Genomic DNA, 26503 nt, shown 5'->3' with positions numbered 1-26503 from the left:
TACCCTTTGCCAACAAGATTAAAACATTTTACTTGCCTTATTTAATTTGTTCTTTTCATTATAATTAATGTAAAATCATCACGGAGTTGGAAATGCTGAAGCCTTTCAAGCTCACGATAAATATTATTTACGATTTCTTGTGCAGGCAAAAATATGTGATTGTTTATATAAGAGATTAATGTTTCCCTTTCAATAAATCCCTTATCGGTCCTGCATTCTGTCACTCCATCTGACATTAAGATAATCATATCTCCCACTTCAACAAACTGCTCGTATCGCTTATAACTTGCACCTTTATCTACTCCAAGCAACAATCCTCGAGCTTTCAAATCCTTAAATTCTCCTGTTTTGCTGCAATAGAAAAAACCAGGTTCATGCCCTGCTGATGCAAAGTGCAGAATGTTGCTCCTCAACTCGTACATTCCATAAAACATCGTAATAAACATAGAGTCATCAATATTTTGCTCAACAACCCTATTCAAACTCCCTAACACCGCACTTGGATCTTTGCGATATTCGGGTAAACTGTCCATCGCATATTTAATCATCGACATGCAAAGTGCAGCCGGTATCCCTTTGCCAATTACGTCCGCGATTGCCACGTTAACAGAATGATTTCCATCCTGCACAAAATGAAAATAATCCCCATTCATCTGCTTTGCCGGTACACTTATAGCCCCGATATCTAACCCTTCAACAGAAGGAATGGACGTCCCCAGCAAAGTTTCTTGAACATTCGCAGCAATCTCGATTTCATTCTTGAGTTCCTGCTGTTTGCTTAGCAGACTTTGATGCTCTCTAAAAGCAAAGCCATAGCCCGTCATAATTTCAAGCAAGATATCGTAGGAATGCCATACCTCTTCCGGAAGTTCTGGCATCAACTCCTGCATTGTACTTTTTTGTAAGCTGATCACTTCTTCAGGAGAGATCTTCTGCTCCAAAGCCCGTCGGCTAAATTGCTGACCAGCATATAGACCTTGTTCAGATTGTGTTTGAATATAATGCTTAACGATGCTTAGATACTTTTCTTCCATCGTTTTACGAAAATCCATTTCTTATATACTCCTCCTAACGGAGCCATTTTATCGCTCGGATGTCCGTTCCTTCACCAGGATTAGAATCAATCTTGAAATCATCCATTAATCGTCTAACTCCTGGTAACCCCGCTCCAAGACCACCTGATGTTGAAAAGCCATCTTCCATTACTTTTCGTATATCTGCGATCCCCGGTCCTTTATCAAGCGCAATGATACGGAGGCCTGTTTTTGATTGTTCATGTAATCTTTCAATGCAAAGCTGTCCTTGTCCAGCGTAAAGATAGATATTTCGAGCCAATTCACTAATGGCAGTCGTAATTCTCGCTTGATCCACTGTTCCAAATCCTAGTTCTTTAGCTACATTTCTACCTAGCTGGCGAGCAGCCACTATATCCCATTCATTTAAGATGGTTACACAGGATTGGATTTCCATATGGTTAATCCCCCAATTCCTGTTGAAGTTTCTCCAAACCTTTTTCAAGATCTAGAGCAGTCATTACATCATCTAGCTGTATACCAAGCTCAATAAGGGTAATTGCCACCGCAGGCTGAATACCTGTAATGACTACCTTCGCTCCCATCAGTCTAGACATGCCAATCACGTCTCCAAGTACTTTAGCAATAAAGGAGTCAATAAAATCAATCGATGTAATATCTATCACAACTCCACGGGCACTTGTTTCATGAATTTTTGTCAGCAAGTCCTCTTGAAACTGTAAGGCCGTTTGATCATCCAGCTCCCACTGAATAGATACTAAAAGATAATCCTTCAGTTTTAAAATAGGGATCCTCATCGTCAATGCTCTCACTCCAATTCAACAATTTTTCTATTCGTCATCTCAAGTGCTCTTTCCATTCCCTTGCGCAAGGTGCTGGTCGTTATAAATTTATTTAGATTAATACCTAGATTAACAATGGTCTGGGCAATTTCAGGTCTAATTCCAACCAGCATACAGCGCGCGCCGACTAATCGCACCGCTTCAGCTGCCTGTATAATATGATGTGCAACCATTGTATCCACAACAGGGACTCCTGTTATATCGATTAAGACAACCTCTGCACGATGTCTGACTACACCTTCAAGTAAATTCTCCATGATTTGCCTCGCTCTTTCAGTATCAATTGTTCCAACGAGCGGCATAACAGATATGTGCTCTACAATAGGAATTAAAGGGGCGGATAGCTCCTGTAGAGCAATTTTTTGCAGCGAGACCGTCTTCTCCCAAGTAGAAGCATATGTATGGATAATTTCATTAGATAGTGGTGCCATCCATTGATCAAGCATTTCAAGATAATCTCCTTCAAGCTGCTTATCAATTACTTCTTCTTTAACTAAGCTTTGAAACACAATATGGACAAATATTCTTAACCCGGCTACAACAAATGTTATAGGCCAGCCCAATCGAACAACTTTTTCTGAAAATAACTCGAGTTTAGTAGAATATTCGCTATTGTTCGAGTCACTTAAACTTAAAAGGATTAAATCAACAAATTCCTTGCTTGTTTGTATAAATAAATCCTCAGAAATAATATTCACGATTCTTTCATCTGTTTCCATTTTAACTTGATTGACCCATTCATTAATGAGTTCAGACTTTCTTTCATTTATATGAGAGATTATCTGATTACGCAAGCCGCTCACCCTCTATCATCTGTTTTTTCTTTTTTCATGCTGCATACTGATTATTTCAGCTTCTGGTTGATTATCTATTTATATTATAAAGTAGCAGCGGTGTCGGGTCTATTTATAAGAAAAAAACGCTCTATAAAAGAGCGTTTCTGCTTAGAGGTCTACAAGCCCTAAACTGATTTGAAGGGCGACATCTACCTTATCCATCATTTCATCATCGAGATGAGTTATTTTGTCTGTTAATCGTTGTTTGTCAAGCGTGCGTATCTGTTCGAGTAAAATAACCGAGTCTCGTTCGAAACCATTGCGCTTCGAATTGATTTCAACGTGGGTAGGCAGCTTTGCCTTCTGAATCTGAGCCGTTATGGCTGCAACCACAACAGTCGGGCTAAACCTATTTCCGATGTCGTTTTGGATGATGAGAACGGGGCGGACTCCACCTTGCTCTGAACCGACAACAGGAGAAAGGTCAGCAAAAAACACATCACCACGTTTAACATTCAAAGGGTTATCCTCCGCTTACCAATCGTTCCACGGTATGCTCTGCCTCGTACTCAGCTTGGATTGCTTCTGATGCCATAGAAAGGTTAATTTTCGCCATTTCCATATACCCGCGTCGCATCGCATCTTGAGTTTGTCGCTTCCGCCGTTCACGTAAATACATTTTTGTTGCACGATAAATGCATTCGTTGCGACTTACATCCTCTTGCTCAGCAAATCCTTCAAGCTCCATTAGAAGTTGCTTCGGTAATCGTACCAAAATTTCTGTTGTTGCACTGGATTCCGACACAAACTACACCTCCACCATCATTGCACACCATATTTGATTGAATCTTATTCAATAGTTCGTTCATCTTTCAAGTCCATATTCATAATATCATTATTTTAGTCAAGTGAAAAGCATCAAACAGATATCTTTGACATTTATTTGCATTGATTGACTAAATCAGCTGATTTAATACATATTTCGGTTTTTTGTTTTGCCAATATACCCGCGGAACTCTTGCGGCAATCAGGCAAGCAACCTCATAATGAATGGTTTCTAGGTAATTAGCTACATCGTCAATAAGGATCCGCTCTCCATCCTGCTCCCCTATAAGGGTTACCTTCATTCCAAGAGGATAATCCTTAGGCAAACGGATCATACATTGGTCCATGCACACTCTTCCAACAATCGGCGCCCTCTGACCATTAATTAAAACTTCAAAGCCTTGTAGCTTACGGAGCCAGCCATCAGCATAACCAATCGGCAGCGTGCCAATCCACTCATCTACTATTGCTGTATATGTTGAACCATAGCTAATTTTATCGCCTTTCTTCACACGTTTAACATGAACAAGACGAGTGTGAAGAGATAAGGCAGGTTTAAGCCATTTTGGAATTAAAGGGGCGATCTCGTCAGAAGGACTGAGTCCATACATGGAGATGCCAAAACGAACGAGTGTAAATAAAGCATCCTGCCTAAGAAGCGTAGCCGCACTATTCGAAGCATGAATCATCTTTGGCTTTTTTTTCAAATGCCCAATGAGATTATTGAATAAAACTAATTGTTCATCGGCATAACGCTGGCTGCGCTCGTCTGCAGTTGCAAAATGGGTAAAGACTCCGTAAATCTCAAAGGAAGGGTAACGCTCAATCATCTGCTCAATGTCTTGTAATTCTTTAATTGATTTGATCCCAAGTCTGCCCATCCCGGTATCACATTTGAGGTGAAGCAGCACAGGAGCTGCTTCATTCAGATAAGACGCAGCCTGTTCAATCCATTGATCTTGGTAGACGGTCAGCTGGATTTGGTGGCGTGATGCTAGTCCCACATCTTCTGGTCTCGTAGCACCTAAAACCAAAATCGGCGCAGTAATGCCAGCTTTTCGAAGGAAAAGGGCCTCATCTAAAAATGCAACTGCCAGATGATCGGCCCCCGCTTCAAGTGCTGCGTTAGCTACTTGTATGTAGCCATGCCCATAAGCATTTGCTTTTACGACTGCCATCAAGGAAACTCCGTCTCTAATTTGTTCTTTAACCTTTTGAACGTTGTGCTGTATTGCATCCAGGTCTATATCAACCCATGTATCCCGATAAAATTGATTGCTGATTTCCACGTTCACCACACCCTTGCTTATACATCCAAGGAGCTTCGATAAATGTAAAGCTCCACGAATTAAGATGTGGCTATTTTATCACAGTCCCTTGAACGGATCGAGCAACAGTAACCATTTCTTCCGGCGTAAGATCCGTTGATGCCAGCATGTAATCAACTCCATTGAAGCTCCATGATACGGATTGCTCAGTTATAGACCCCACTGCAAATCCAAGATCCACTATTTCACCTGCCGCTTCCGTTGTCGTCAGCATAACAGGGGCTGCTTCAAGCTTTTCCTGAATCAAGGTATAATTCTTTTCTCCACTAAAGGTCATGATTACCCGCTTTCCACCTTCGATTTCAACCTCTTGCTCTTCATGAAGGGTCGTTCCTTCCAGCTCTTCCGTTGGGTATAAGATGACAAACGCTTCTTCGGTTTCAGAACCATCTCCCAATACGGGTACTTCCAGCTGGGCGCCCATCATATTTTTCTCTAGATTAAAATCACTTTTTTCAAATTTTGCTTCCGTATCTACTTTTGTAAAAGTAAGACTGATTTTCACATTTCCTTCTTGATCTTTTACTTTAACGGATGTAGGAGACAATGTTTTTTTATCGAAAATAACCTCTTGCATCGGGAACATATGCTGATGCTTGTACCTCGTTTTAGTTGCAAATACGTACTTCCCATCCTTTTCAGCAAAGGTGGCTGCATCATCCTCAGCTATGTCTTTAACCAATGATTCAATCAAATAAGCCTGACTCCCGTTTGCCGGCCAATCACTTTGAAAACGAAAGCTTTTGTTCAGTGCAGGCGTCAATACAAAAACACCCTCATCATTTCGAATAATCATTTGACTTTGCTTTTCTTCAGCATGCTTTAAGTGAACACGATAATAGTGTGGTTGTGAATACCATACCTCCACCTCATATTCCTGAGGAGTCTCACCTGTTTCAAAAACCATTTTTGCATTCGCTTTATACGCGTGAACCTTTTCCACCTTGTCAACTAAATCACTTGTCGCATCTTCCTTTGTCGTCTCCCCACAAGCTGAAAGAAATACAAGTAAACAACCAATCAATAACGACCAGACTATCTTTTTCATGGTTTCCTCCCCTTTGTTGAATGCAAAATCAACGCGCCGTTCATGATGGTGCCATACGACTATATGAGACAAGCAATCGAAATAGACCTGGAAAAGCAGAAGCAGGCGTTTAGCCCCGACATGCATAAGACGCAATGCAGCAGTTGGCTTTTTTTCAACTGGGGCGTTGTGACTTATGACCTCGAGGGGCTGCCTGCTGGAGCTGGACAACTGGAAAAGCAGAAGCAGGTGTTTAGCCCCGACATGCATAAGACGCAATGCAACAGTTGGCTTTTTTCCAACTGGGGCGTTGTGGCTTATGACCTCGAGGGGGCTGCCTGCTGGAGCTGGACAACTGGAAAAGCAGAAGCACTCTATTTTGGCGGCGAGGAGCATTTACAAGACTTGCTGGTAAGTTTACAGACCGTCACCGAATCAACTAAAGACTTTTGCACACAAACCTAGTACTTAGGCACATAAATGTTCATCGCTGGTCCATAAACCTGAATCTTGGCCCATAAATGTTCGACGAAGGCTCACAATTTATCATTCATGTAAAGGGGGAGAGCATGTAAGCCCATAAAAAAGAGTAAGCAGCCCAAATCGTATCGTCCCATTCATGCGACAAGCTTTTTTTCACAAATAAAGAGATATAATTGGTTAATAAACACGCATAATAATCGAGGATATTTCCTCACCGCGGCTGATTGACCATCACAGACGGCAAGAACCTGTCCAACATCCTTTCAAAAGGACAAGCATTAAACAAAGAAAAGCGTAAGAACCAGTTTTGGCCCCTACGCTTTAGTTTATGATGAAGTGGATTCAATCATGACTTGTGCTGCTGCATACTCTCTGCTGTGAGTAATTGATACATGGACCATACCCGGTCTATCTACTTGAATAGATGGTTTACCCAATTCATCCTTTACAATCTCAATATCTTGAAAGGATAGAGCAGCGCCAATTCCTGTTCCTGCCGCTTTTGCATAGGCTTCTTTCGCGGCAAATCGTCCTGCTAAAAATTCAGTTTTCCTTAGCCCTTGAAGTGGCTCATACTGCTTCAGCTCATTCTCGGTTAGTATACGACTTACAAACCTGGGATGACGATCTGCCAAGGTTTGAATACGATCGAGCTCCACTAGATCAATCCCGATTCCTAAAATCATTTCATATCCCCCTTCGTGTTAATATAATGTATGATGAATAAAAGCTTATTTATTTGGGACTATGTAATACAGAGAGGAATGACGTGATTGTTTGTACGTACTGAAAGTCTATCACAATTTCTAAAGTTATATCCTGTCGTTTCAGCATTAGTTGTGATTCATATTGTCGTTTATTTATTAACTTCACTTCCATTTGGATTTGGAAATGAGTTAATGAATTTTATTGCGGGCTTTAATTTATTAATTAGCCACGGTGAATGGTGGAGACTGGTAACACCGATTTTTGCCCATGCAGATCTATGGCATGTGTTATTCAATACGTTTTCTCTCGTTCTCTTTGCACCGGCACTAGAGCGGTTATTGGGTCACATCCAGTTCATTGTTGTCTATCTATTGACCGGAATTATTGCAAACGTAGCAACCTGGGTCATTCAGCCAGCTATGTATCTGTCGGTCGGCGCAAGCGGTTCAATCTTTGGGTTATTTGGCGTATATGCAGCGATTTTATTTTTATTTAAAAAACGCGCTCCTTTTGAACTGCGCCAGGTGATGCTCCCGCTTCTCATCATTAGTGTTATTATGACCTTTTTTCAACCAAACGTGAACGCTACGGCCCATATTGGAGGATTAATTGCCGGTTTTGGGATAGGGGCATTTATCTTTAGCAAACCAAATAAGTAGCATGAATGTAAAACAGCTTTTGCTGCATGATCTCTATAAAGAGACTATGCAGTCAAAAGCTGTTTTTTTATTCTACTATTGTCGAAATGGTCGATAGCTGTTTTTTCTTCTCAGTTATTTTTTGGCCCTCCGGACGGTACCACTCAAGAACTTTCTCGACATCCTCAACCTCTAAGTGTGGCACTGTACTCGTACTGCCAGCAATATATGATTTTATTGTGGCAGAAAGTGTAGCTAAGCGACCTTTCTTTTGAAACCATGTTTCCTTTAGCTCCAATGATTGAATTCGTTTCTTTTTCATAAATACCGTGTGCCTAACAATCCCCCGGTAACGCATCGTTAATTGATCACCGCTGATTCGATAGCCAGCTGTCTTATATTGCAGCCAGGAGAAGATAGCGATCATCGGGTAAAGCAGCAAAGTCAATAATCCAAACGGATAGAAGAAGTATGAAACTGGTGCGATAACTAACGAGATGAACAAAAGATTCCAAAACATATAGCGAAAAATCGAGCGTTTCGGCGCTCCTTTAAACTCCATACTCCATTCGTATTCAGGTAAAATTTCTTCAAGAATTCCATTTACGTCCGCTGTACGAATCATGGGTAATAAACTGATTGTATTCGAGTCTTTTTCTAGCGCTGAGCCCCCGGCACTTTCAATGGTTACCGTTATATATTTAAGTGGTTCACGTACAATATTTTGGTTAAACCGGATCCCTTGAATGCGATTTAAAGGAATGGTTGTTTGCCTTTTTTCCAATAAACCGCGCGTAATAATTAAATCCTTTTCCACAAGCTTGACCGTAAAATCAGCGTAGCGTAACAGCGTCATTGCCACCGCTATAATCCAAGCGATAACAAGTCCAATAAACACAAGAATCACCGCTAAAACGAGGCCTGCTTGGACAACTTCAACTAATTCATCAATTACGGCCTCTATCGGAATCAAATCGCCAAATTGTAACAAGAAAATGAGTACACCAGAGATGACCACACCCGCTCCTCCAGATGTCGTCGCCATCACAAGTAAATCTTTAATAGACATTCGATAGAGAATTTTTTCTTGCGGCGCTTCTTCCTCTATAACGCCTAACCCTTCTGCCCCATCAAAGTCATCGGTGTCAATTTCCAGATTTGAGCCTGTCCCTTTTTCCTTTAACCGCTTCTTAGCTTGCGCAATGATACGGTTGAGTTCATTCGCTTCCTCTTTTGTGATCGCAGTAAGTTCAGCTTCTGACTCCATTGACGAAGATGACCCTGCCGTTTCTACTTTGATCTTCACGAGATTAAAGGGTCTGTGAAAAATACCTTCTGAATAATTCAAGCTCTGAATCCGCTCAAAAGGAATATATCTTTTTTTCTTTACAAAGAGGCCATACTCAATTCGAAGCTCTTCCTGTTCGAGTCTGTACGTAAAACGCAGCCATTTTAATATACCTGCTCCTAAAACCACGAGCAAAACAACACCTAAAGAGATTAAAGGCAAGTATGCCCAAAAAGAGTCTTGTTCTCCTCTGTTTAAAAAAAGTAAAATAACGAGAGGAATGACCGCATCCTTTAGATGTTTAATAAAATTGATAATGGTTGATATCGGATGAAGTCTTTTTTGTTCAGACATCGTCTTCCGCCACCCTTGCCAGAGCCGAAATAGAATCACGCAAATCATCTGCTTCATCTACATCGAGTGCAGGTATTTGATGAATCGTTGCTGCCGTAGAGATACTGATGGTCGCTAATCGATGCTTTCGTAAAATAGGTCCTTGCTCTGTATCCACATGCTGAACGCGCACCATTGGGACGAGTGTACGTTTGACAATGAAAATGCCATGCTGAAGTTCAATTTCTTCATCTCTTACTTCGTAACGCCATTTCTTCCATTTTAATGTTGGAAACACATAGACAAATAATATAACATCTACAATTGGCACAATCACTGAAGCAATAATGACCCATACCGGCCAATCAAATACAATACTTAAAACAATAAGTGCAATTGCAATGACACTTAAAATGGCTGCATTAATCCAGCCATATAGCTTCCAAACGGTTAGAGCACGCTCGGAAATACGCTTTCTCGGCTCTCTTCTATTCATTATTCCCTCTCCAATCCGCTAATTACTCCTAACGACCTCTACCTATATAATACGGTAAAATACCTCTATAGTTTCATAGTATGACAGAACTTTTTAATATGGAAAATAGAAAATGGAACTTTTGATTTTGTATAAAATCCGTCTATTTTCATTATCCACTTGCCATTTTTTATTTATTTCATACCAAATTTCATATTTTATTCCAATTATCGTCAATGTTTTGTATAATCAAACAGAATAATATAGACTGATTTTTCCATTTAACGAATCTTTTTATTTCTTTTTTCGTAGAAGTCATTAAAACCTCAAGGGGGACACATCCTTATGCACGTACAAACGGAAGGAAAAATGCACTGGATTGTAATCGGAATAATAACAGCGATCTTGGGACTTCTTCTTGCATTTATTGCACCAAATCTCATTCACATGGTGTTGTTCAGTGCAGGTGATCTGATCTATATAAAGACACCCGTTCTATCGAATATCTTGTTTAGTATTGGGATATTTTTTCTCGTCGTTTTTTGTTTTCTCATGTATTTCCCGCAGCGAAAGACCCGCTTTATTGCGTTTGGTATCATTTTTCTCTCCTTTGTTATTACTATTTTCAGTCTTACGAATTATTCTGTAATTCGCGACGAACGCATTGTACATAATGAGCTTTTTTCGCTGTCACAAACCGTCTATGAATGGTCTGATGTAGAGAACGCGGCCTTGCTCAAGGGAACCGAGGAGATTCCATACGAAACACTTGTTTTAACAATGAACGATGGCAAAGAACTTGTCTATGATCGTGATCCAAACTTACGCAGCGAATTTGACCGGGTCGATTACATTCTTCAAACAAACGGAATTTATTATTCTTTAGAGGATCGCAACTGAATAGTGTCTGACCATAAAAAAATCCGGCATCTTATATAAGATGCCGGATTTTTCTTTTATATTTAACCTTCTTGACGTGTCGATGGGCGACGAGGCTGGCGTTGACGGCCTTTATAAGGTTGCGCTCCACCTTTGCCACGGTTTCCACTGCCACGAGGATTGTATTTCTTATCGTCGCTGCGGGAGCTTTTATTATATTTTTTACCTTGATGCGGTGCTTCCGGTGTAATATCAACCGGTGTGCTGTCTGGCTCTTTTGTTAATATTTTTAATGCTGCAGCAATTACATCCAATGCATCATTTTCATTCATTAATTCTCTAGCCAATACTTTATATTCTTCAAGATTGTTCTTTTCTAATGATTCTTTAATTTGATCAACAGCTGCACGTTGTAATCCTTCAAGTGCTTCTACTGAGCTTGGCGGGCTCATTTGTGTCATTTTCTTCTTCGTTGTTTGTTCTACAACACGAAGATAGTTCATTTCACGAGGTGTTACAAATGTCATTGCCATACCTGTTCTTCCTGCACGTCCTGTTCGGCCGATACGGTGTACATAGCTTTCAGGATCTTGTGGGATATCATAATTATATACGTGTGTTACACCAGAGATATCAAGACCGCGGGCTGCTACGTCTGTGGCAACAAGTACGTCAATACGGCCCTCTTTAAATTTCTTAAGCACAGTCATACGTTTTGCTTGAGTCAGGTCACCGTGAATTCCTTCAGCCATGTAGCCGCGGATTTCAAGTGCACGAGCCAATTCATCAACGCGGCGCTTTGTACGGCCAAATACGATCGCAAGCTCAGGAGATTGAACATTCAACAAGCGAGAAAGCACGTCGAATTTCTCACGTTCATGTGCTTTAACGAAGAATTGCTCTATATTTTCAACAGTCATTTCTTTCGCTTTTACACTTACTGTTTCAGGGTTGTTCATGAAACGTTCAGCAATTTTGCGGATTGGTCCCGGCATTGTTGCTGAGAAAAGAAGTGTTTGACGAGTGCTTGGTACATTTTTCAAGATTGATTCGATGTCATCAATGAAGCCCATGTTCAACATTTCATCCGCTTCGTCCAATACAAGTGTTTGAACGTTATCAAGCTTCAATGTGCGGCGATTGATATGGTCTAAAAGACGTCCTGGTGTACCTACGATAATATGTGGATTCTTTTTCATCGCACGGATTTGGCGTTGAATATCCTGACCACCATAAACAGATAGAACACGGACGCGCTTATCGCTGCCGATTTTGTAAAGTTCTTCTGAAACCTGGATCGCAAGCTCACGTGTCGGTGCAATGATTAATCCTTGGATATTCGGTGATTTTGCATCAATTTTTTCAAGCATCGGAATCCCGAAAGCTGCTGTTTTACCAGTTCCTGTTTGGGCTTGACCTATAATATCTCTGCCTTCAACAGACAATGGAATCGTACCGGCTTGGATTGGTGTTGCTTCCTCAAACCCCATACGTTTAATGGATTTTAGGATAGCTGGACTAATTGGTAATTCTGAAAAAAGTGTCAATTCTTCATTCTCCTTTGTATTGTGAATCATCTATTTCATACACACAGCTATTATCGCGAGAAGACTGCGACAGCTTTTCATCGTTGTCCTTATGTTGTATAAAAGGGCGAACTCTGCCCAAAAAATAAAACTCGGTCATATGCCGAGTGCGCCAGAGATGCCAATCTTGGGATTGGTCTTAATTGTTGATAAAGACAACCAACAAAAATACACTCTTCTTATGAACAAAGAGCTCTTTGCATAAAATGTAGCAGATGTCTTGTTTATATTATCACTAATTCATTTAAAAAACAATCATCCATCATCCGGGTGGTCCTCACAATTCAGAAAGAAAGCGATTTCTCCGAAAAGATCATTACAGTCCGATGCATAGCAGATCAAGTGTTTTGACGTTTGTGATAAATATAATTTTTTTTGATACGTTCCGATGCGGTCATAAACATACCGGGCAGCTTTTGGAGGAACAATGCCGTCCATAAGCCCTTGACCAATAAAAGTAGGCACATTAATTTGGGACAGCAAGGGCCGGGTCGTAAGTACGATTTTTCTAAACTCCCATGTTGCGCGTATAGGGGTGTGCAGCAGCTTATATTTATAATGACCAAACCATTCATTTTCATGCAGCCTGCGACGGGTAGCATCTTTTACCATTACGTGCAAATCCCGAAAAATTTGTCCGGTATTAATATATAGTGCAGCAGTGCTTAAAAGAACCAGTTTACTTACAGGGTAATGAATGGCTAAATGAGTGGCAATTAATCCACCCATCGAAAATCCGACAACATACACGATGTCACAATAACGCCATAGGCGCTCAAGCTCTTCCTCGGCAAAAGCAAGCCATTCTCTGGCATGTGCATCTTCTAAATGCAGATTTCTTCCATGCCCCGGTAAGGTTGGGACAGAAACAATCCAGTCCGTTGTCTCACGTAAATAACGAGCAAGCGGATTAACCTCATATGCTCCTCCTGTAAACCCATGAATTAATAAACACCCTATTTTACCCAAAGCGATCACCTCATATAAATCGAGCGAAACCCTGATACTCTGATTTAAACTCCATTACTTGGCTATACCCATAATAAATAAAAAATACTCCTATTAACTATTAGCATAAAAAAACGCTTTCCAGCCTTTTCTCGTTATCAGTTGTTAACAAGAGAGACATGGAAAACGCTTATATAATTAGTAAATAGTGGTGAAATCAGGTTTTCTGAAGAGCTTCTACTACTACCTCTAAAGCCATACCGCGAGAGCCTTTTACCAACACTAAATCATTCTCTGCCGTCAGCTGTTTTATTATCTTTATCAGCTCTTCCTTATCCTGTCTAAAGGATCTTACCCTGCCAGAAGGAAAATGCTTAGCCGCCTCTTCTGCGATCAAATGAGCACGATCACCATACGTTAACACATAGTCAATGCGATCTGCACGTATCTCATTTCCAATCTTTCTATGAAATGCGGCTTCTTCATCTCCAAGCTCCAGCATATCCCCAAGCACGACGATTTTTTTTCCTGCTGCCGTCATATCCTCAGCAAATTGAATCGCAGCGTGCATAGAAGTCGGACTTGCATTGTATGCGTCATTAATAATAATTTCGCCCTTTGCACCTTCTACACGTTCCATACGCATGCCAGTCAGCTTCATGCTCTTAATCCCTCTTGCAATGGAGGATAAAGAAAGCCCTAAATGCAAGCCAACTCGCACCGCTGCCAATGCATTTAATACGTTATGCCTTCCAAGCACAGGAACCTGAATATACTGATCGCGTCCACTGGTGAGCAGAACCTCGCTTCCCTGCTCCGTGACCTTCAATTCTTTCGGGTAAAGCCCATTCTGTTCTCCGTATCCATAGGATGCAGCTTGGAGGCCGGATGCTTTATCCACAAGCTCCTGTAAAAGAGGCTCATCACCGTAGTAGAAAAGGATGCCTTCATCCGAGAGACCTTCTGTAATTTCAAATTTTGCTTTGGCAATCCCTTCTCTCGAGCCGAGATCTTGCAAATGTGATTCTCCAATATTCGTAATCACAGCAATATCAGGCTGTGCAATTTCGCTAAGCAAAGCAATTTCGCGAAATCCACTCATTCCCATCTCAAGAACAGCCACTTCTGTATCTTCCTTCACTCCTAGAAGAGTAAGTGGTAAACCAAGCTGATTATTGAGGTTTCCTTCAGTTTTTTGTACCTTGTATTGTGTAGAAAGAACACCCGCAATCATATCTTTTGTTGTCGTTTTGCCGTTGCTTCCCGTAATTGCGACTACTTTAAAGTCGCTTTCCATGCGATAAATCCGTGCCAGCTTTTGCAAGGCAAGTTCAGGATCTTTTACGATCAGCACCGGCACATTCTCAGGGGGATTAGGTACCCCTTCTTGCCAAAGGGTAGCTGCAGCCCCATTCACAAAAGCCTGCTTTACGTATTGGTGTCCATCTACTTTCTCACCTTTAAAAGGGATAAATAAGTTTCCTTCAACTAACGTACGCGTATTTATGCTTGCACCTTCTACGATCACTTCGCAGAAAACATCGTCCGGCTGCTGAAGCTCCAGCACCTCAGCTAGTTGTGCTACGGTTCTTTTCATAAAAGAATCTCCTTAAACGGTATATTTAATGCTTTGCTTCTCCTCGTGGCGCTTGATTCCAAGCTCTATTAGGCGTTCGATCAGTGCAGGGTAATCTACACCGCTATTTTCCCAAAGTAATGGGAACATGCTGTATGGCGTAAAGCCAGGCATTGTATTCACTTCGTTTATATAAATTTCTCCATCAGCTGTTAAAAAGAAATCCGCGCGCACAAGGCCTGCGCAATCAAGAGATTGAAACGCAATCTTTGCCATTTTCTGCAGCTGTTCTGTAACTCCTCCTGGAAGCTCTGCAGGAATAATCATGACAGAATCTCCATCTACGTACTTAGCTTTGTAATCATAGAAATCTTTCTTCGCTACGATTTCACCCGGAACAGATGTTTCAGGATGATCATTTCCAAGGACACCCACCTCAATTTCACGAGCTTTTACACCTTGCTCTACAATGATTTTTCGGTCATATTGAAAAGCTTCAATGAAGCCTGCCTCAAGCTCCTCGCGTGTTGTACATTTACTAATTCCCACGCTGGAACCTAGATTGGCTGGTTTTATAAAGCATGGATAACCAATTTCATCCTCTACTTTTTTATAAGCTTCAGCACGATCCTGATCCCAATGGCTCCGTATAAAAGATACATACGAAACCTGAGGCAGTCCTGCCTGCATAAATAAATTTTTCATAATAATTTTATCCATACCTGCTGATGATGCCAAAACACCATTCCCTACATAAGGAAGGTTTAAAACCTCCAACATCCCTTGGACTGTGCCATCTTCACCATTTGGTCCGTGTAAAAGCGGAAAAATGATATCATATTGCCCAGAAGTGGATTGTTGAGCAGCTAAGGAAGTGGATTGCAGTCCTTCAGTGGCTGAAATCGCCTGAGTTGAATCAAACTGAAGAGCAGAAACATGTTCTACTGGTCCTTCTAACTTAGGTCCCTTTCTCCATTCACCCTCAGCAGAGATATAAACAGGATCAATATCATATTTTGTTAAATCGAGTGCTTGGATAACGGCTTTTGCTGTAAGCAGTGAGACCTCATGCTCAGCTGACTTGCCTCCATAAAGTAAACAAAGTTTTGTCTTCATTTATATAATCCTCCGTAATTGTAAAAGTAAGGTTTATTCTTCCTTCATTCATCGTTTATTTGCAACCTCTTTATTTTATCATGTTTGGCTGTAGGATAAATGGGATTCTTGTCCCTTCCTTCACTTTATTGATAAAGAAAAATCAATATAAAAAAATCATTTTACCTCTCTTAAACAACCTTTTGAATTATTAAATAATTCCGCATATATTTTCTCCCCTTAACAAACGGTCATTAAGCATATATAATCCTTCTATTAAATACAGCTGTTCACATCAGGAGGACTTAATATGAAAAAGATAGGTTTGCTTCCCCAAATTATTTTAGCCATTGCGCTTGGGATTGCAATTGGCAGTATTGCACCAGATTCAGCCATCAAATTATTTGCTACATTTAATAGCTTATTCGGCAATTTCCTCGGTTTTGCTATACCACTTATTATTATCGCATTTATCGCACCAGGTATCGGTGCAATGGGAAGAGGCGCAGGGAAAATATTAGGGCTTACAACTGGAATTGCTTACGGCTCAACAATCGCAGCTGGCCTGTTTGCTTTTGCTGCTTCTACGTTTTTCTTTCCCTTTATCTTAGAAAATCAAGCATCACAAGCATTTGATGATCCAGAAAATGCTTTATTACCCGGTTTTTTCACCATCGAAATGACACCTATAATGGGTGTCATGACAGCATTGCTTTTGGCCTTCGTTCTTGGGGTTGGTATTACTACGCTAAAAAATGATTATTTACTAAATGTATTAGATGAGTTTCGAATGATTATTCAAAAATTAATTGAAAAAATAATTATCCCTTTATTACCGATCCATATTTTCGGTATTTTTGCAAATATGACACAGGGTGGACAAATCAGTTCCATTTTAAGGGTTTTCTTAATGGTATTTGTAATGATCATTGCCCTTCATCTAATCTTTCTTATGATCCAATATACAATTGCAGGCAGCCTACGTAAGCAGTCACCATTGTTCATGATAAAAGCAATGGTCCCTGCTTACTTTACCGCACTTGGTACACAATCGTCAGCTTCTACTATCCCCGTGACATTGGAACGGACAAAAGCTGCAGGTGTGCGCGGGAAAATTGCCGATTTTTGTGTACCTCTGCTGGCAACAATTCATCTTGCTGGAAGTACAATTACGCTCGTCAGCTGTGCAATGGCTGTCATGCTCATTCAAGGACACACAGCTGAATTCTCAATCATGTTTCCATTCATTTTAATGCTTGGAATCACGATGATTGCGGCGCCGGGTGTTCCAGGAGGAGCTGTAGTTGCTTCATTAGGTTTACTGGAGACGATGCTTGGCTTTACCCCAACAATGTCATCTTTAATGCTTGCTCTGTATTTGGCTCAAGACAGCTTCGGAACAGCATGTAATGTGACGGGTGACGGAGCAATCAGCGCGATTGTAGACAAACTGAGCGGTCGCGATCACACTGATAGTTCTACGTTAAAAGAAACGGTTTAAATACCTTATCACTATTAATATATGCCCCCAGCCCAATGTTTGGTAACATACTGGCTGGGGGTTTTATTATGAACACTTCTCATGTTCCGTTTAAAATACCTTTTTATTTTGGCTCTGTTACACTTGTCTGTTGATTTCCGCTTCAGGCGTTCGCTTTCCGCGGGCGGTCCGACACTCCTCGTCACTTTGCGGAGGCTGCTGAAAAAGCCGCTCATTTTCAAACTCATAAAATCAATTCCCAAAATAACATTGATTTTACGATGGATTGTGGGGCATAACCACCACAATTTTATGAAAAAGGAGAGTTAAAGCGGGACTGATTTTTCGTCATTTTTGAAAACTTTTCTTTCTCAGTGCCCTCACTTTGCGCCTGTGGGGTCTCGCTTCTCTAAGCAGGAGTCTCCGTATCCGTTGCAATCAACATCGTGTAAAAGTCAACAATGAGCTTTAACATAGCCTTTATTTTAAATGTGCTGTCGCAGGGACTGTTGCTTTAGCAGGATTTCACCCTAATACTGGAAGATATTCCGTTTACATCCTAAAAATCCCGCTGTGCATGAACATCACATAAAAAAGACCTTAATGACAATGGCACCAAGGTTTTTTATTTTATCCAGCCACAAGCTTCAAGCCAACAACCCCTGAAATAATCATAGCTAAAAAAAGAAGTTTTCTTCGATCTTTGCTTTCCTTGAAGAAAAGCATACCCGCTACCACACTGCCCGCAGCACCGATCCCAGTCCACACTCCATAACCAGTCCCTACAGGAATATCTATTAAAGCACGAGACAGCAAGTAAAAGCTCGTAAATCCAGCCACTGCCGCTAAAGCTGTGAATTTCCCTCTCGTAAAGCCTTTCGAAAGCTTCATTAAAATAACAAATATGATTTCAAAGATGCCTGCTACAATCAATAAAAGCCAAGCCATTTTTATACACCTTCCTCTTGGTGCTTTTCTCCGTCAACTAACTTTAGTCCAACGATACCGCTTATTAGTAATAAAAGGAAAAACACCTTTCCTAAACTGATCAATTCCCCGAAAATAAACATACCTACTATAGCCGTTCCTGCTGCCCCAATTCCTGTGAATACCGCATAAGCCGTTCCTACAGGGATTCCTTTCATCGCCTTTGAAAACAAGAAAAAGCTTATCACGATAAAGATGAGTGTAATAACAGAAGGGATCGGTTTCGTAAACCCTTCTGCAAATTTGAGACCTAGTGCCCAAACAATTTCCGTTAATCCCCCTGCAATCAAATAAATCCAAGCCATACTGATCCTTCCTTTTCTTTAATTTAAACTTCGCTGATAAACATGCCAAACTGCCTGTCTTCTGACTAAATGCTCAGGCTCATCATACAAATGAGCTTCAATCGATAATCCATCAACAAAAGCATAAAAAGCTGCTACATATTCATCAATTTTCCTGTCATTTCCCTGAACACACTGCTTTAACAGCTGCTGTAAATATTCAGATGAACGATCTTCCATTGAAGTAAATAAAGACTGCATTTCCATTTTCAATTCTACTGGCGGATAAAAAAGTATTCTGTGCAGAAAATGTGTTTCTTTTCCTCCGCTTGCCGGATCAGTCAATACCATAAATATTTCTCTTAGCTGATCCATTGGCTTCTCGCTTGAGTTTGCTGCTGCAAACCCAGAAATTCTCTCCAATTCTTTTGCTACTGCATCCTTATAAACAGCTAAAAAGAGCGCTGCTTTTGATTCAAAGTGTGCATAGAAAGAAGACTTTCTTATCTCAACCTCTTTTACAATTTGAGCGATTGAGGTTCCTTCATACCCTTGAGCAGCAAATAAAGTGAGTGCTGCGTCCTTTAATTTTTGCTTCGTCATAAGCGAGCTCCTCTTAGTGCATTTTTCCCTACCGAACGTTCGGTTTAAATCCAATACATCATAGCACCGGCATTTCAATAAAAGCAAGTCCAATATAAATTCAGCTGCTATCTCCATATGCTGGATGGTAATGACTTACACCAATCGGGCTTAAGCTTCAATGGGTGTACTTTCGCATGCTCTCCCAGCACGCCAGGATATGTAACATTTTGGATAATTTCATTTTCATCAAGGGGAATTCGTTCTAGCTCCTCACCATACTCTTCCTGTAAACGAGGCTTAATCCATATATTGATTAATCCCCTCATCTCCACCCCACATATAAATACGGACCTTTTCTCCGTCAGTAGTCTACATTATTTCATCCTACGACTGTTCTTAGATTGAAATTGCCTGTCACCGTGCTGGAATTTTCGTTGGCGCATCCGGCAATTATAAAAGTGGAGAAGGGAATCCATATAAACAAAACATTTTTCGTTTTTTCACTCTTTTTGTAAACCACACTTCGTATAAATTGGTTTATTAATGATTGCAAGAGGTTCGTCTGTGTTTACATTTTGAATATATGCATGAGAAAAGCACCAGCTTCAATGAAGACAAGGTGCTCATAAATTAACGCAAGAGTGTTGCGTTCCACTCTTTTAATTTCCGATCAAAAATAAACCATGCAGCGGGCTCTTTTTTCACCTTAGCTTTGAAATCTTCTTGCAAATCATCCATATTCCCATAGTCTCCTACTACCCAAACAGGAATTTCTACCTTCCCTTTGGCATTGGAGGCATGCTGTAATGAAATAATGACGCCTTCTTTCATTAACTGAGAAATGGACATTATTACTTTTTTTGGAATCGGAGGAAGTGCTTTTTCTTTTTTCCATATAATTAATCCTTTGCCGCTTCGATGAGCAGACCATTTCAACGGAAGAGAAACGCCCATCATATGAAAAAAATCCTCCCACTCCCGATAATACGTTCGATTCATTCGGCCATCTTCAGTGGAAAGATACACGAAACGATTATTAAGTTTGCGGTAAAAAGGCATGCGCAAATGGTGCTTCATATGGCTGAGATAAAGAATTTCTGCGATTTCTTGACCCGTCATTTCATTTAGTCCTGCCTCGTCCTCAAAATCAATCCAGCAAAAATCTCCATAAGACGACACATCGTCTTTAACGAGGTTTTTAATTTCGTCGCGCTCCACATATTCTAGATATGTATGCATATTAAAGGAAGAATCCTCATATTGATGCTTTAATAACAAAAGATGATCGACACGTTCTGATAATGCAAAATAAAATTCTTTAAATTCTATGCCATAGGACATCACATAATCCTGCGTAGAATTAATATGAATATAAAGCCATTCATGTGAACCAGCTTGAGCTTTCAACTGATCATCTCCCATCTTTCACCATACCGTTCTTTACATTGTATCAAAGCTTGTTAAAAAGACGAAAAAGAAACTTTTTTCTTTTTCATTCGTCTATTATTATGAAAAAACAGCCTCCGTAATACAGGAAAAATGATTCCTACGAATTAGATTATTTAATAAGATGAGACTTGAAGTCAATTGTACATTAATATGATCTTTGGTAGTCTAATAGAAGGCTAAAATATAATACACTATATTGATAAAAGTATGAAGGAATTCAGGTGAAAAGATTGAATACACAGAAACAATTTTCAGATCGAATTGACTGGTCTTTAGCAACTTTGCTTATATTGTTTATGTTGGCAAGTATACTTGCTATTTCCTCTGCCCAAACGACCGGGCAATATGGTGAAAGTAATTTCGCACTTCGACAAGGTTTGAACTACGTTATTGGATTTATCATTATTACAATCACGATGTTTTTTGATATGGACCAGTTTCGTAAAATGGCATGGGTTCTTTATGGCTTAGGGATTCTCCTGTTAGTAGGATTAGTCGTCGCTCCAGAGTCTATTGCTCCTAACATTAATGGAGCACACAGCTGGTATTCCATACCGCTTATGGGAACGTTACAGCCTTCTGAATTTATGAAAACCTTCACGATTTTGGCCCTTGCCCGTATTATTGCAAGCCATAATGAAAAATTTATCGCCAGGACTGTCAAAACGGACCTTTGGATGCTTTTAAAAATAGGCATTGTTGTAGGGGTGCCTTTTATCTTAATTGATATGCAGCCTGACCTTGGAACGATGCTCGTCTTTATTGCGATTACAGTAGGAATTGTACTCGTTTCAGGAATCACATGGAAATTGCTTCTTCCTGCTTTTGTTGGAATTGGTGCGATCGCTGCAACACTTATGTCACTTGTTATTTTTGCTCCTGAATTTATCAGCCGTCATTTTGAAGACTATCAGATGCGTCGAATTTATTCTTGGTTGGACCCTTACTCCTATTCATCCGGAGACGCTTATCAGCTAACAACCTCTATGAGCGCGATCGGTTCAGGAGAAATCTTCGGCAAAGGCTATCAAGAGCGTCAAGTATATATTCCCGACAACCATACAGACTTTATTTTCAGTGTCGTCGGCGAGGAGTACGGATTTATCGGAGCAAGCGTAATTGTGAGTTTGTTCTTTTTGCTTATTTATCATTTGACCAAGGTTTCTTTAGAAACAAAAAGCCCATTTAACGCATACGTGTGTGCAGGTGTCATTAGCATGATCACGTTTCATGCCTTTCAAAATATCGGAATGACGATACAGCTTTTACCGATTACCGGGATTCCTCTTCCTTTAGTAAGCTACGGAGGAAGCTCTTTAATGGGAACTATGTTTGCGCTTGGATTAATTTTTTCCATGCGTTTTCATCACAAAACCTATATGTTCTCTTCGCAAGAGGAGTAAAATCCGGCTGACAATTGTCAGCCTTTTTAATTGGTTTTTTCAGCTTCATCAGCAGTGATATTCGGCACAAGAACACGAAGATGTTTTCTTAATAATTCTATTTTGTGAATCTTTCCTTTATAATGCTCACCATCCAGATCAACCAGCCTCGGTGAACTCAATTCAATAGTCAGTGAAGCAGTTTGAAAGTGTTCTATACTCGTTTGGTTTTCCTCCCATGTCATCGTAGTTTTCGCAGTCAGTATTTCTTTAAGCAAAACAAACCCTGCTTCCCGCACGATCAAAACATCTAATAGGCCATCATCTATTTCAATGGTTGATACCGGGAATTCAGTTGTTCCGATAAATCCTCCGTTTAATATTAAAATCATGACGGCTTCTTTTTCACTCTTTTGATCTTCCATTTTTAATGTAAAAGTAAAACGATCTTGATCAGAAAGAGACTTGATCGCGCTTACATAATAACTCAGCTTACCAAAGGTTCCCTTTGTCTGTTCATCAATATTTTGAGAGGCTTCAGCAATCAGCCCCGTCCCCCAGAAGTTATCAAAGTATCGATCGTTGGATTTAACGATATCTACTGCTCGTTCTATACTATCAGCGGCAATTAATTCCGCTGCTTGCTTACTATTTAATGGCAATCCAAGCGCTCTGGCAAAATCATTGCATGTCCCCGCTGGAAGAATACTTACGACCGGCCTAGTCTCAAGCGCAGCGAGTCCATTCACGCATTCGTGGACTGTTCCATCACCGCCCATTACAATCACGATATCCATTTGTTCACCATGCTGCCGGCAAAAACGTTCCGCATCACCTGGTTTTTCCGTTTTCAAAAGCAACAGGCTTGGTATTGCTAAAGTAATAGGACCAATAATTTGCGAAAGAGTCTTTTTTACCTCTTTTTGTCCAGCATTACCATTATAGATAAGCATGCCTGATTTATACAATGTGAAGACCTCCTCTTAAGCGTATTCTTAGCTTTATATACCCCAACAATAGACTAAATAGTGCTGTGACCACTGATGCCTATCTATATTTTTTCAAATAAAAAAGGTCCTCATTGAATGGATGAGTACCTCGTTCGTTAAAAATATTCAAAAATTCTTTCCGAAATTCGCAAATCTGAACGGGAAAACCCGTTTATGTGCTGGATATTTGCTGCACCTGCTTTATTGATTCAAAAACCTCAAGCCTTGACTTCGTTTTTGTTATTTTTACACCAACTTCTGACAGTTTGACAATCATTTGTTTTAAGCTTTCGCTATCTCTTACCATGATCGACACCTCTCTTAAATAAGTGTTGTTAATCTTCATACGTCTGCAGTTCGGAAAAGTTTCATTTAATTTTTAAAAAACAGCGATCTGAACTCTGTTTGTTACCATTATCATACCACCAACACTTCCCTCTTAATCCTTTTCACCAAAAATAATCATTCTTTTTTCCCTAAATTAAGATGAATAAATTAATCATTTCTTTCAATACTATAGTCGTATGAAATTCAAAACGGGGGTGCAAACATGAAAGTAAATGACTTTATGACGGATTCTGTTGAATTTTGTGAAAAAACCGATTCAATTGAGCATGCCGCAAGCCTAATGAAAGAACGGGATATCGGTGTTCTGCCTGTTTTAGAGCAAGGACGTGTTATTGGAATGGTGACAGACCGTGATTTAGTTATCCGCGGAGTAGCTGAAAGAAAGAACGGGACTGTTGATCAGGTCATGACACATAATGTAATTTCTGTAACAGCTGACACTTCTGCAGAGGAGGCTGTATCCTTAATGGCGAAAGAGCAAGTTCGCCGTTTACCCGTCATTGAGAATGGCAGGGTAGTCGGTATGATTTCATTAGGTGATCTCTCCGTGCAGCCACAGTCCAATGATCAAGCAGGGGATGCATTAAGCGATATTTCACAGCCATAAACTTTTCACCAAAAAGAAGGCGGATTCCAATTATCCCCTTCTTTTTCCATTCATATTGTGGTACGATTGTAAACGCTCTTTTTTCGCGGCTGCACTAGTTGGAACCACACTATGCGAATGAGGTGACAGTAAAATGAAGAAAGACCACGAAAAGTCCTTGCTAGACTCACATCCAGATTACAAAAAGGAAAACGACCGCTTAACCTTCACAAGACTGTACATTGATCAAGTCGTCACAACCTCCAAAATGAGTGAAGGCCAAGTTAGAGAAAGCTTAAAACAAGCCTATGAAACATTAGATTCGCTTGACAGCAGTATGGGCTATATGAATCTACTAACAGGAGCAAGCCTGCTTAAAATGACATCGGATCAAACTAAAAGGTTAGAGCTAGTATATGACAAGCCTTATTTCGCCCGCATTGACTATCAAAAAACAAATGAAGAAAAAGAATCACTTTATATAGGAAAAGCCTCCCTTCATGACCCTGAATCACAGGCCCAAATTATTGTCGATTGGCGTTCTCCTGTTGCGAATGTTTATTATGACGGCCGCCTTGGCGAAGTTGAGTATGAGGTAAACGGGGATTCTACTGAAGGCTATCTTTCTTTAAAACGCCAATATCAAATCGAAGAAGGCAAGCTGCTGGATATTCGAGATATTGATCTCACAACCACAGATGAACTGCTGCAGGAATCACTTGCAGGAAAAGCAGACAACAGGTTGACCGAAATTGTCTCAACCATCCAAAAGGAACAAAATGATATTATTAGAGCTCCACTAAATCGCCCTATTATTGTTCAGGGAGCTGCCGGCAGCGGGAAAACAACCATTGCTCTGCATCGAATTTCTTATTTCCTATATGTAAACAGCGAAACCTTCCACCCGAGCGATCTGATGATACTGGCACCGAATCATTTATTTATTGAATATATTTCAAACGTACTCCCAGAGCTCGGTGTTGAAAAAATACAGCAAACCACGCTTATTGACTATATGAAAAGAGCGATTGGGCAAAAAATTCGTTTAGCGGATCCGACCCAGAAGCTCTTATTGCTTGTGGAAACCGTTGATGAACAAGCTTCATTAAAATGGCTTTCAACCTTTAAAGGCTCACTTGAATTTATGAGCATCATGGATCGGTACATACAATATATTGAAGAATCAATGGCCCCAAACGAAGATGTCATGCTTGAAAAGTTTAGAATTTTAAGAGGAAAAAGGCTGCAAATTCTCTTTCTCGAGGACTATTCCTATCTTCCGGTATATAGACGTCTTGAGAAAATTAAAGGCGTCATACAAAGTCACATCCGAACAAAGAAAAAGCATATTCTTAAAAAAATAGAAGACGTATACGAAAATGCACTTGAGAAGGCCTTATATGGGATTCGCAATGATCAAAAGCGACGCAAAAAAGTTACGTTTATTATGGATACAAAGGCCGAACGCCTTGCATCCATTCAAAAGGAAGCCCGTTCAACGGTCCGTAACTATATGAAAACCTTTAAAAAAGAGAAAGCGACGGACTTATACAAGGAGCTTTTATCTTCAGCAGAGTTATTTCAAGAAATCGCACCCGAACTTTCAATGGATAAAATACGTCTTCTTATTCAGCATAGCCAGCAATTATTTGCTAAGCGGTCCTACGAGTTCGAAGACCTTGCCCCGATCTATTATTTGCACGGGCGTTTATATGGACTAGAAGATCAGGATAAAGTAAGAAGTGTATTTATCGACGAAGCACAGGACTACAGCTACTTTCAGCTGGTGGCCTTACGAAAAATATTAGAAACCAGCCTTTTTACAATCGTAGGCGATCTCGCTCAAGGCATACATTCCTACCGAGGCATGCGCGACTGGAATGTAGTAAAAAATGAGATTTTTGAAGATGCGCATTATTTCACCCTTCAAAAAAGCTACCGTACGACCATCGATATTATGAATGTTGCAAACGATGTACTGGGGTTAATGAACGAGAAGCTTCCTCTTGTCGAACCCGTCGTAAGGCGAGGAGAACTCCCTTCCTACTATCAATATGACCCCGCCAGTAAAAACGATCTTGGTAAACAAATGGAACAAGATATTCAAACTATACAAAAAAGAGGATTTAATACAATTGCGATAATCGGCCGAACACAACAAGAGTGTGACGCAATCAACAAAGTCATGAAAAATCGAGATGTACGCGTACAGCTTGTAAAGGAGCAGGAGGACTTTCAAAAGGATCACGTCACAATCCTTCCCTCCTACTTGGCAAAAGGTCTCGAATTTGATGCTGTATTAATCCCTGCTATTCATGAACCTTATACAGAAAAAGAACTGGATGTTAAGCTGCTCTATGTTGCCATGACAAGGGCGATGCACGAGCTTTATTTATACAGCGAGCGCCCGGAGGATTTGCTGCTTCAGCATGTACCGGCAGAGAAGCTACAATCCAGTTGATGCACAGGCCTATATATTTTAGAAAATGGGCTTGATGGATCATTTACAGGCCATCGTTTGAAATTCACAGCCCACGCTCATCGATCTGCAGGCTATCAGCAGCAAATTGAG

The 26503-nt window shown here is 40.4% G+C and carries 29 protein-coding genes; 7 read left to right on the top strand and 22 right to left on the bottom strand.

Going from position 1 to position 26503, the window contains the following annotated elements; genetic code table 11:
- Positions 1-41: 41 nt before the first annotated feature.
- From KP78_RS02720 to KP78_RS02685, 8 genes are all read right to left on the bottom strand, one after another.
- Positions 42-1052 (bottom strand): PP2C family protein-serine/threonine phosphatase, encoded by a 1011-nt coding sequence (locus KP78_RS02720; protein WP_041086031.1) that lies wholly within the window; start codon positions 1050-1052, stop codon positions 42-44.
- Between the two features lie 16 nt (positions 1053-1068).
- Positions 1069-1470, bottom strand: coding sequence for an anti-sigma regulatory factor (locus tag KP78_RS02715; RefSeq protein ID WP_041086030.1), 402 nt, complete (start codon positions 1468-1470; stop codon positions 1069-1071).
- Between the two features lie 4 nt (positions 1471-1474).
- The gene (locus KP78_RS02710) at positions 1475-1831 is read right to left on the bottom strand and encodes an STAS domain-containing protein (protein WP_041086142.1); all 357 of its coding nucleotides are present in this window, start codon (positions 1829-1831) and stop codon (positions 1475-1477) included.
- Between the two features lie 11 nt (positions 1832-1842).
- A complete protein-coding gene (locus KP78_RS02705) occupies positions 1843-2670 on the bottom strand; it encodes an STAS domain-containing protein (RefSeq protein WP_041086028.1) in 828 nt (275 codons plus the stop codon).
- Positions 2671-2820: 150 nt separating this feature from the next.
- Positions 2821-3171 carry a type II toxin-antitoxin system PemK/MazF family toxin gene (locus KP78_RS02700; RefSeq protein WP_041086026.1) on the bottom strand — a complete coding sequence of 117 codons (351 nt, stop codon included), beginning with the start codon at positions 3169-3171 and terminating at the stop codon, positions 2821-2823.
- Positions 3172-3175: 4 nt separating this feature from the next.
- The gene (locus tag KP78_RS02695; RefSeq protein WP_041086023.1) at positions 3176-3457 is read right to left on the bottom strand and encodes a CopG family ribbon-helix-helix protein; all 282 of its coding nucleotides are present in this window, start codon (positions 3455-3457) and stop codon (positions 3176-3178) included.
- Positions 3458-3608: 151 nt separating this feature from the next.
- On the bottom strand, positions 3609-4760 hold the full coding sequence (alr, locus tag KP78_RS02690; RefSeq protein ID WP_041086140.1) for an alanine racemase: 1152 nt from the start codon (positions 4758-4760) through the stop codon (positions 3609-3611).
- Between the two features lie 76 nt (positions 4761-4836).
- Entirely contained in the window at positions 4837-5853 is a 1017-nt protein-coding gene (locus KP78_RS02685; RefSeq protein WP_041086022.1) for a LolA family protein, read from the bottom strand.
- A gap of 63 nt (positions 5854-5916) precedes the next feature.
- Here KP78_RS02685 and KP78_RS02680 point away from each other — a divergent pair, with 63 nt between their 5' ends.
- Positions 5917-6297 carry a hypothetical protein gene (locus tag KP78_RS02680; RefSeq protein WP_041086020.1) on the top strand — a complete coding sequence of 127 codons (381 nt, stop codon included), beginning with the start codon at positions 5917-5919 and terminating at the stop codon, positions 6295-6297.
- A 344-nt stretch (positions 6298-6641) separates the two neighbouring features.
- Here the strand turns inward: KP78_RS02680 and acpS are convergent, their stop codons facing one another.
- Positions 6642-7001, bottom strand: a complete 360-nt coding sequence (gene acpS / locus KP78_RS02675; protein ID WP_041086018.1) for a holo-ACP synthase — start codon at positions 6999-7001, stop codon at positions 6642-6644.
- Between the two features lie 87 nt (positions 7002-7088).
- On the opposite strand from acpS, the gene KP78_RS02670 reads away from it, so the two are divergent.
- Complete coding sequence (locus tag KP78_RS02670; RefSeq protein WP_041086015.1) at positions 7089-7682, top strand: rhomboid family intramembrane serine protease; 594 nt, start codon at positions 7089-7091, stop codon at positions 7680-7682.
- A 67-nt stretch (positions 7683-7749) separates the two neighbouring features.
- Here KP78_RS02670 and KP78_RS02665 read toward each other — a convergent pair whose 3' ends face one another.
- Both KP78_RS02665 and KP78_RS02660 read right to left on the bottom strand, forming a co-directional pair.
- Positions 7750-9303 (bottom strand): PH domain-containing protein, encoded by a 1554-nt coding sequence (locus KP78_RS02665; RefSeq protein ID WP_041086013.1) that lies wholly within the window; start codon positions 9301-9303, stop codon positions 7750-7752.
- The gene (locus KP78_RS02660; protein ID WP_041086011.1) at positions 9296-9778 is read right to left on the bottom strand and encodes a PH domain-containing protein; all 483 of its coding nucleotides are present in this window, start codon (positions 9776-9778) and stop codon (positions 9296-9298) included. The genes KP78_RS02665 and KP78_RS02660 overlap by 8 nt, the downstream gene beginning before the upstream one ends.
- Before the next feature lie 324 nt (positions 9779-10102).
- On the opposite strand from KP78_RS02660, the gene KP78_RS02655 reads away from it, so the two are divergent.
- The gene (locus KP78_RS02655) at positions 10103-10657 is read left to right on the top strand and encodes a hypothetical protein (RefSeq protein WP_041086010.1); all 555 of its coding nucleotides are present in this window, start codon (positions 10103-10105) and stop codon (positions 10655-10657) included.
- A gap of 62 nt (positions 10658-10719) precedes the next feature.
- On the opposite strand, the gene cshA is transcribed toward KP78_RS02655, so the two are convergent.
- The 4 genes from cshA to KP78_RS02635 form a co-directional block, all read right to left on the bottom strand.
- Complete coding sequence (gene cshA, locus KP78_RS02650) at positions 10720-12183, bottom strand: degradosome RNA helicase CshA (RefSeq protein WP_041086008.1); 1464 nt, start codon at positions 12181-12183, stop codon at positions 10720-10722.
- 294 nt (positions 12184-12477) lie between these two features.
- Entirely contained in the window at positions 12478-13200 is a 723-nt protein-coding gene (locus tag KP78_RS02645) for an alpha/beta hydrolase (RefSeq protein ID WP_327063151.1), read from the bottom strand.
- A gap of 187 nt (positions 13201-13387) precedes the next feature.
- Positions 13388-14767 carry a UDP-N-acetylmuramoyl-tripeptide--D-alanyl-D-alanine ligase gene (locus KP78_RS02640; protein WP_041086006.1) on the bottom strand — a complete coding sequence of 460 codons (1380 nt, stop codon included), beginning with the start codon at positions 14765-14767 and terminating at the stop codon, positions 13388-13390.
- 12 nt (positions 14768-14779) lie between these two features.
- Entirely contained in the window at positions 14780-15862 is a 1083-nt protein-coding gene (locus KP78_RS02635) for a D-alanine--D-alanine ligase (RefSeq protein ID WP_041086004.1), read from the bottom strand.
- A 289-nt stretch (positions 15863-16151) separates the two neighbouring features.
- Between KP78_RS02635 and KP78_RS02630 the strand changes: the two genes are divergently transcribed.
- The gene (locus tag KP78_RS02630; protein WP_041086002.1) at positions 16152-17342 is read left to right on the top strand and encodes a dicarboxylate/amino acid:cation symporter; all 1191 of its coding nucleotides are present in this window, start codon (positions 16152-16154) and stop codon (positions 17340-17342) included.
- A gap of 609 nt (positions 17343-17951) precedes the next feature.
- Here KP78_RS02630 and KP78_RS02625 read toward each other — a convergent pair.
- From KP78_RS02625 to KP78_RS02605, 5 genes are all read right to left on the bottom strand, one after another.
- Positions 17952-18269 (bottom strand): DMT family transporter, encoded by a 318-nt coding sequence (locus tag KP78_RS02625; RefSeq protein ID WP_041086000.1) that lies wholly within the window; start codon positions 18267-18269, stop codon positions 17952-17954.
- A gap of 2 nt (positions 18270-18271) precedes the next feature.
- Positions 18272-18613 carry a DMT family transporter gene (locus KP78_RS02620; RefSeq protein ID WP_041085998.1) on the bottom strand — a complete coding sequence of 114 codons (342 nt, stop codon included), beginning with the start codon at positions 18611-18613 and terminating at the stop codon, positions 18272-18274.
- Positions 18614-18631: 18 nt separating this feature from the next.
- A complete protein-coding gene (locus KP78_RS02615; RefSeq protein ID WP_041085996.1) occupies positions 18632-19195 on the bottom strand; it encodes a TetR/AcrR family transcriptional regulator in 564 nt (187 codons plus the stop codon).
- A gap of 107 nt (positions 19196-19302) precedes the next feature.
- Positions 19303-19503: a hypothetical protein gene (locus tag KP78_RS02610; protein ID WP_041085995.1), complete on the bottom strand. Its 201-nt coding sequence runs from the start codon at positions 19501-19503 to the stop codon at positions 19303-19305.
- Positions 19504-19807: 304 nt separating this feature from the next.
- Positions 19808-20584, bottom strand: a complete 777-nt coding sequence (locus KP78_RS02605) for a hypothetical protein (protein WP_041085993.1) — start codon at positions 20582-20584, stop codon at positions 19808-19810.
- Positions 20585-20856: 272 nt separating this feature from the next.
- Between KP78_RS02605 and KP78_RS02600 the strand changes: the two genes are divergently transcribed.
- The gene (locus KP78_RS02600; protein WP_041086136.1) at positions 20857-22029 is read left to right on the top strand and encodes an FtsW/RodA/SpoVE family cell cycle protein; all 1173 of its coding nucleotides are present in this window, start codon (positions 20857-20859) and stop codon (positions 22027-22029) included.
- Positions 22030-22055: 26 nt separating this feature from the next.
- Here KP78_RS02600 and KP78_RS02595 read toward each other — a convergent pair whose 3' ends face one another.
- Together KP78_RS02595 and KP78_RS20485 are read right to left on the bottom strand one after the other, a co-directional pair.
- Positions 22056-22976: a diacylglycerol/lipid kinase family protein gene (locus KP78_RS02595; protein WP_041085991.1), complete on the bottom strand. Its 921-nt coding sequence runs from the start codon at positions 22974-22976 to the stop codon at positions 22056-22058.
- Positions 22977-23169: 193 nt separating this feature from the next.
- Positions 23170-23343, bottom strand: a complete 174-nt coding sequence (locus KP78_RS20485) for an Lmo0850 family protein (protein WP_157841430.1) — start codon at positions 23341-23343, stop codon at positions 23170-23172.
- Positions 23344-23547: 204 nt separating this feature from the next.
- Between KP78_RS20485 and KP78_RS02590 the strand changes: the two genes are divergently transcribed.
- Both KP78_RS02590 and helD read left to right on the top strand, forming a co-directional pair.
- Positions 23548-23952: a CBS domain-containing protein gene (locus KP78_RS02590; RefSeq protein ID WP_041085990.1), complete on the top strand. Its 405-nt coding sequence runs from the start codon at positions 23548-23550 to the stop codon at positions 23950-23952.
- A gap of 133 nt (positions 23953-24085) precedes the next feature.
- The gene (gene helD, locus KP78_RS02585; RefSeq protein WP_052474490.1) at positions 24086-26392 is read left to right on the top strand and encodes an RNA polymerase recycling motor HelD; all 2307 of its coding nucleotides are present in this window, start codon (positions 24086-24088) and stop codon (positions 26390-26392) included.
- Positions 26393-26503: the final 111 nt, after the last annotated feature.

Source organism: Jeotgalibacillus soli, from assembly GCF_000829435.1.
Classification (GTDB): Bacteria; Bacillota; Bacilli; order Bacillales; family Jeotgalibacillaceae; genus Jeotgalibacillus; species Jeotgalibacillus soli.
The sequence above is the reverse complement of the archived record's forward strand: the minus strand, read 5'-3'. Positions and strand labels throughout refer to the sequence as shown.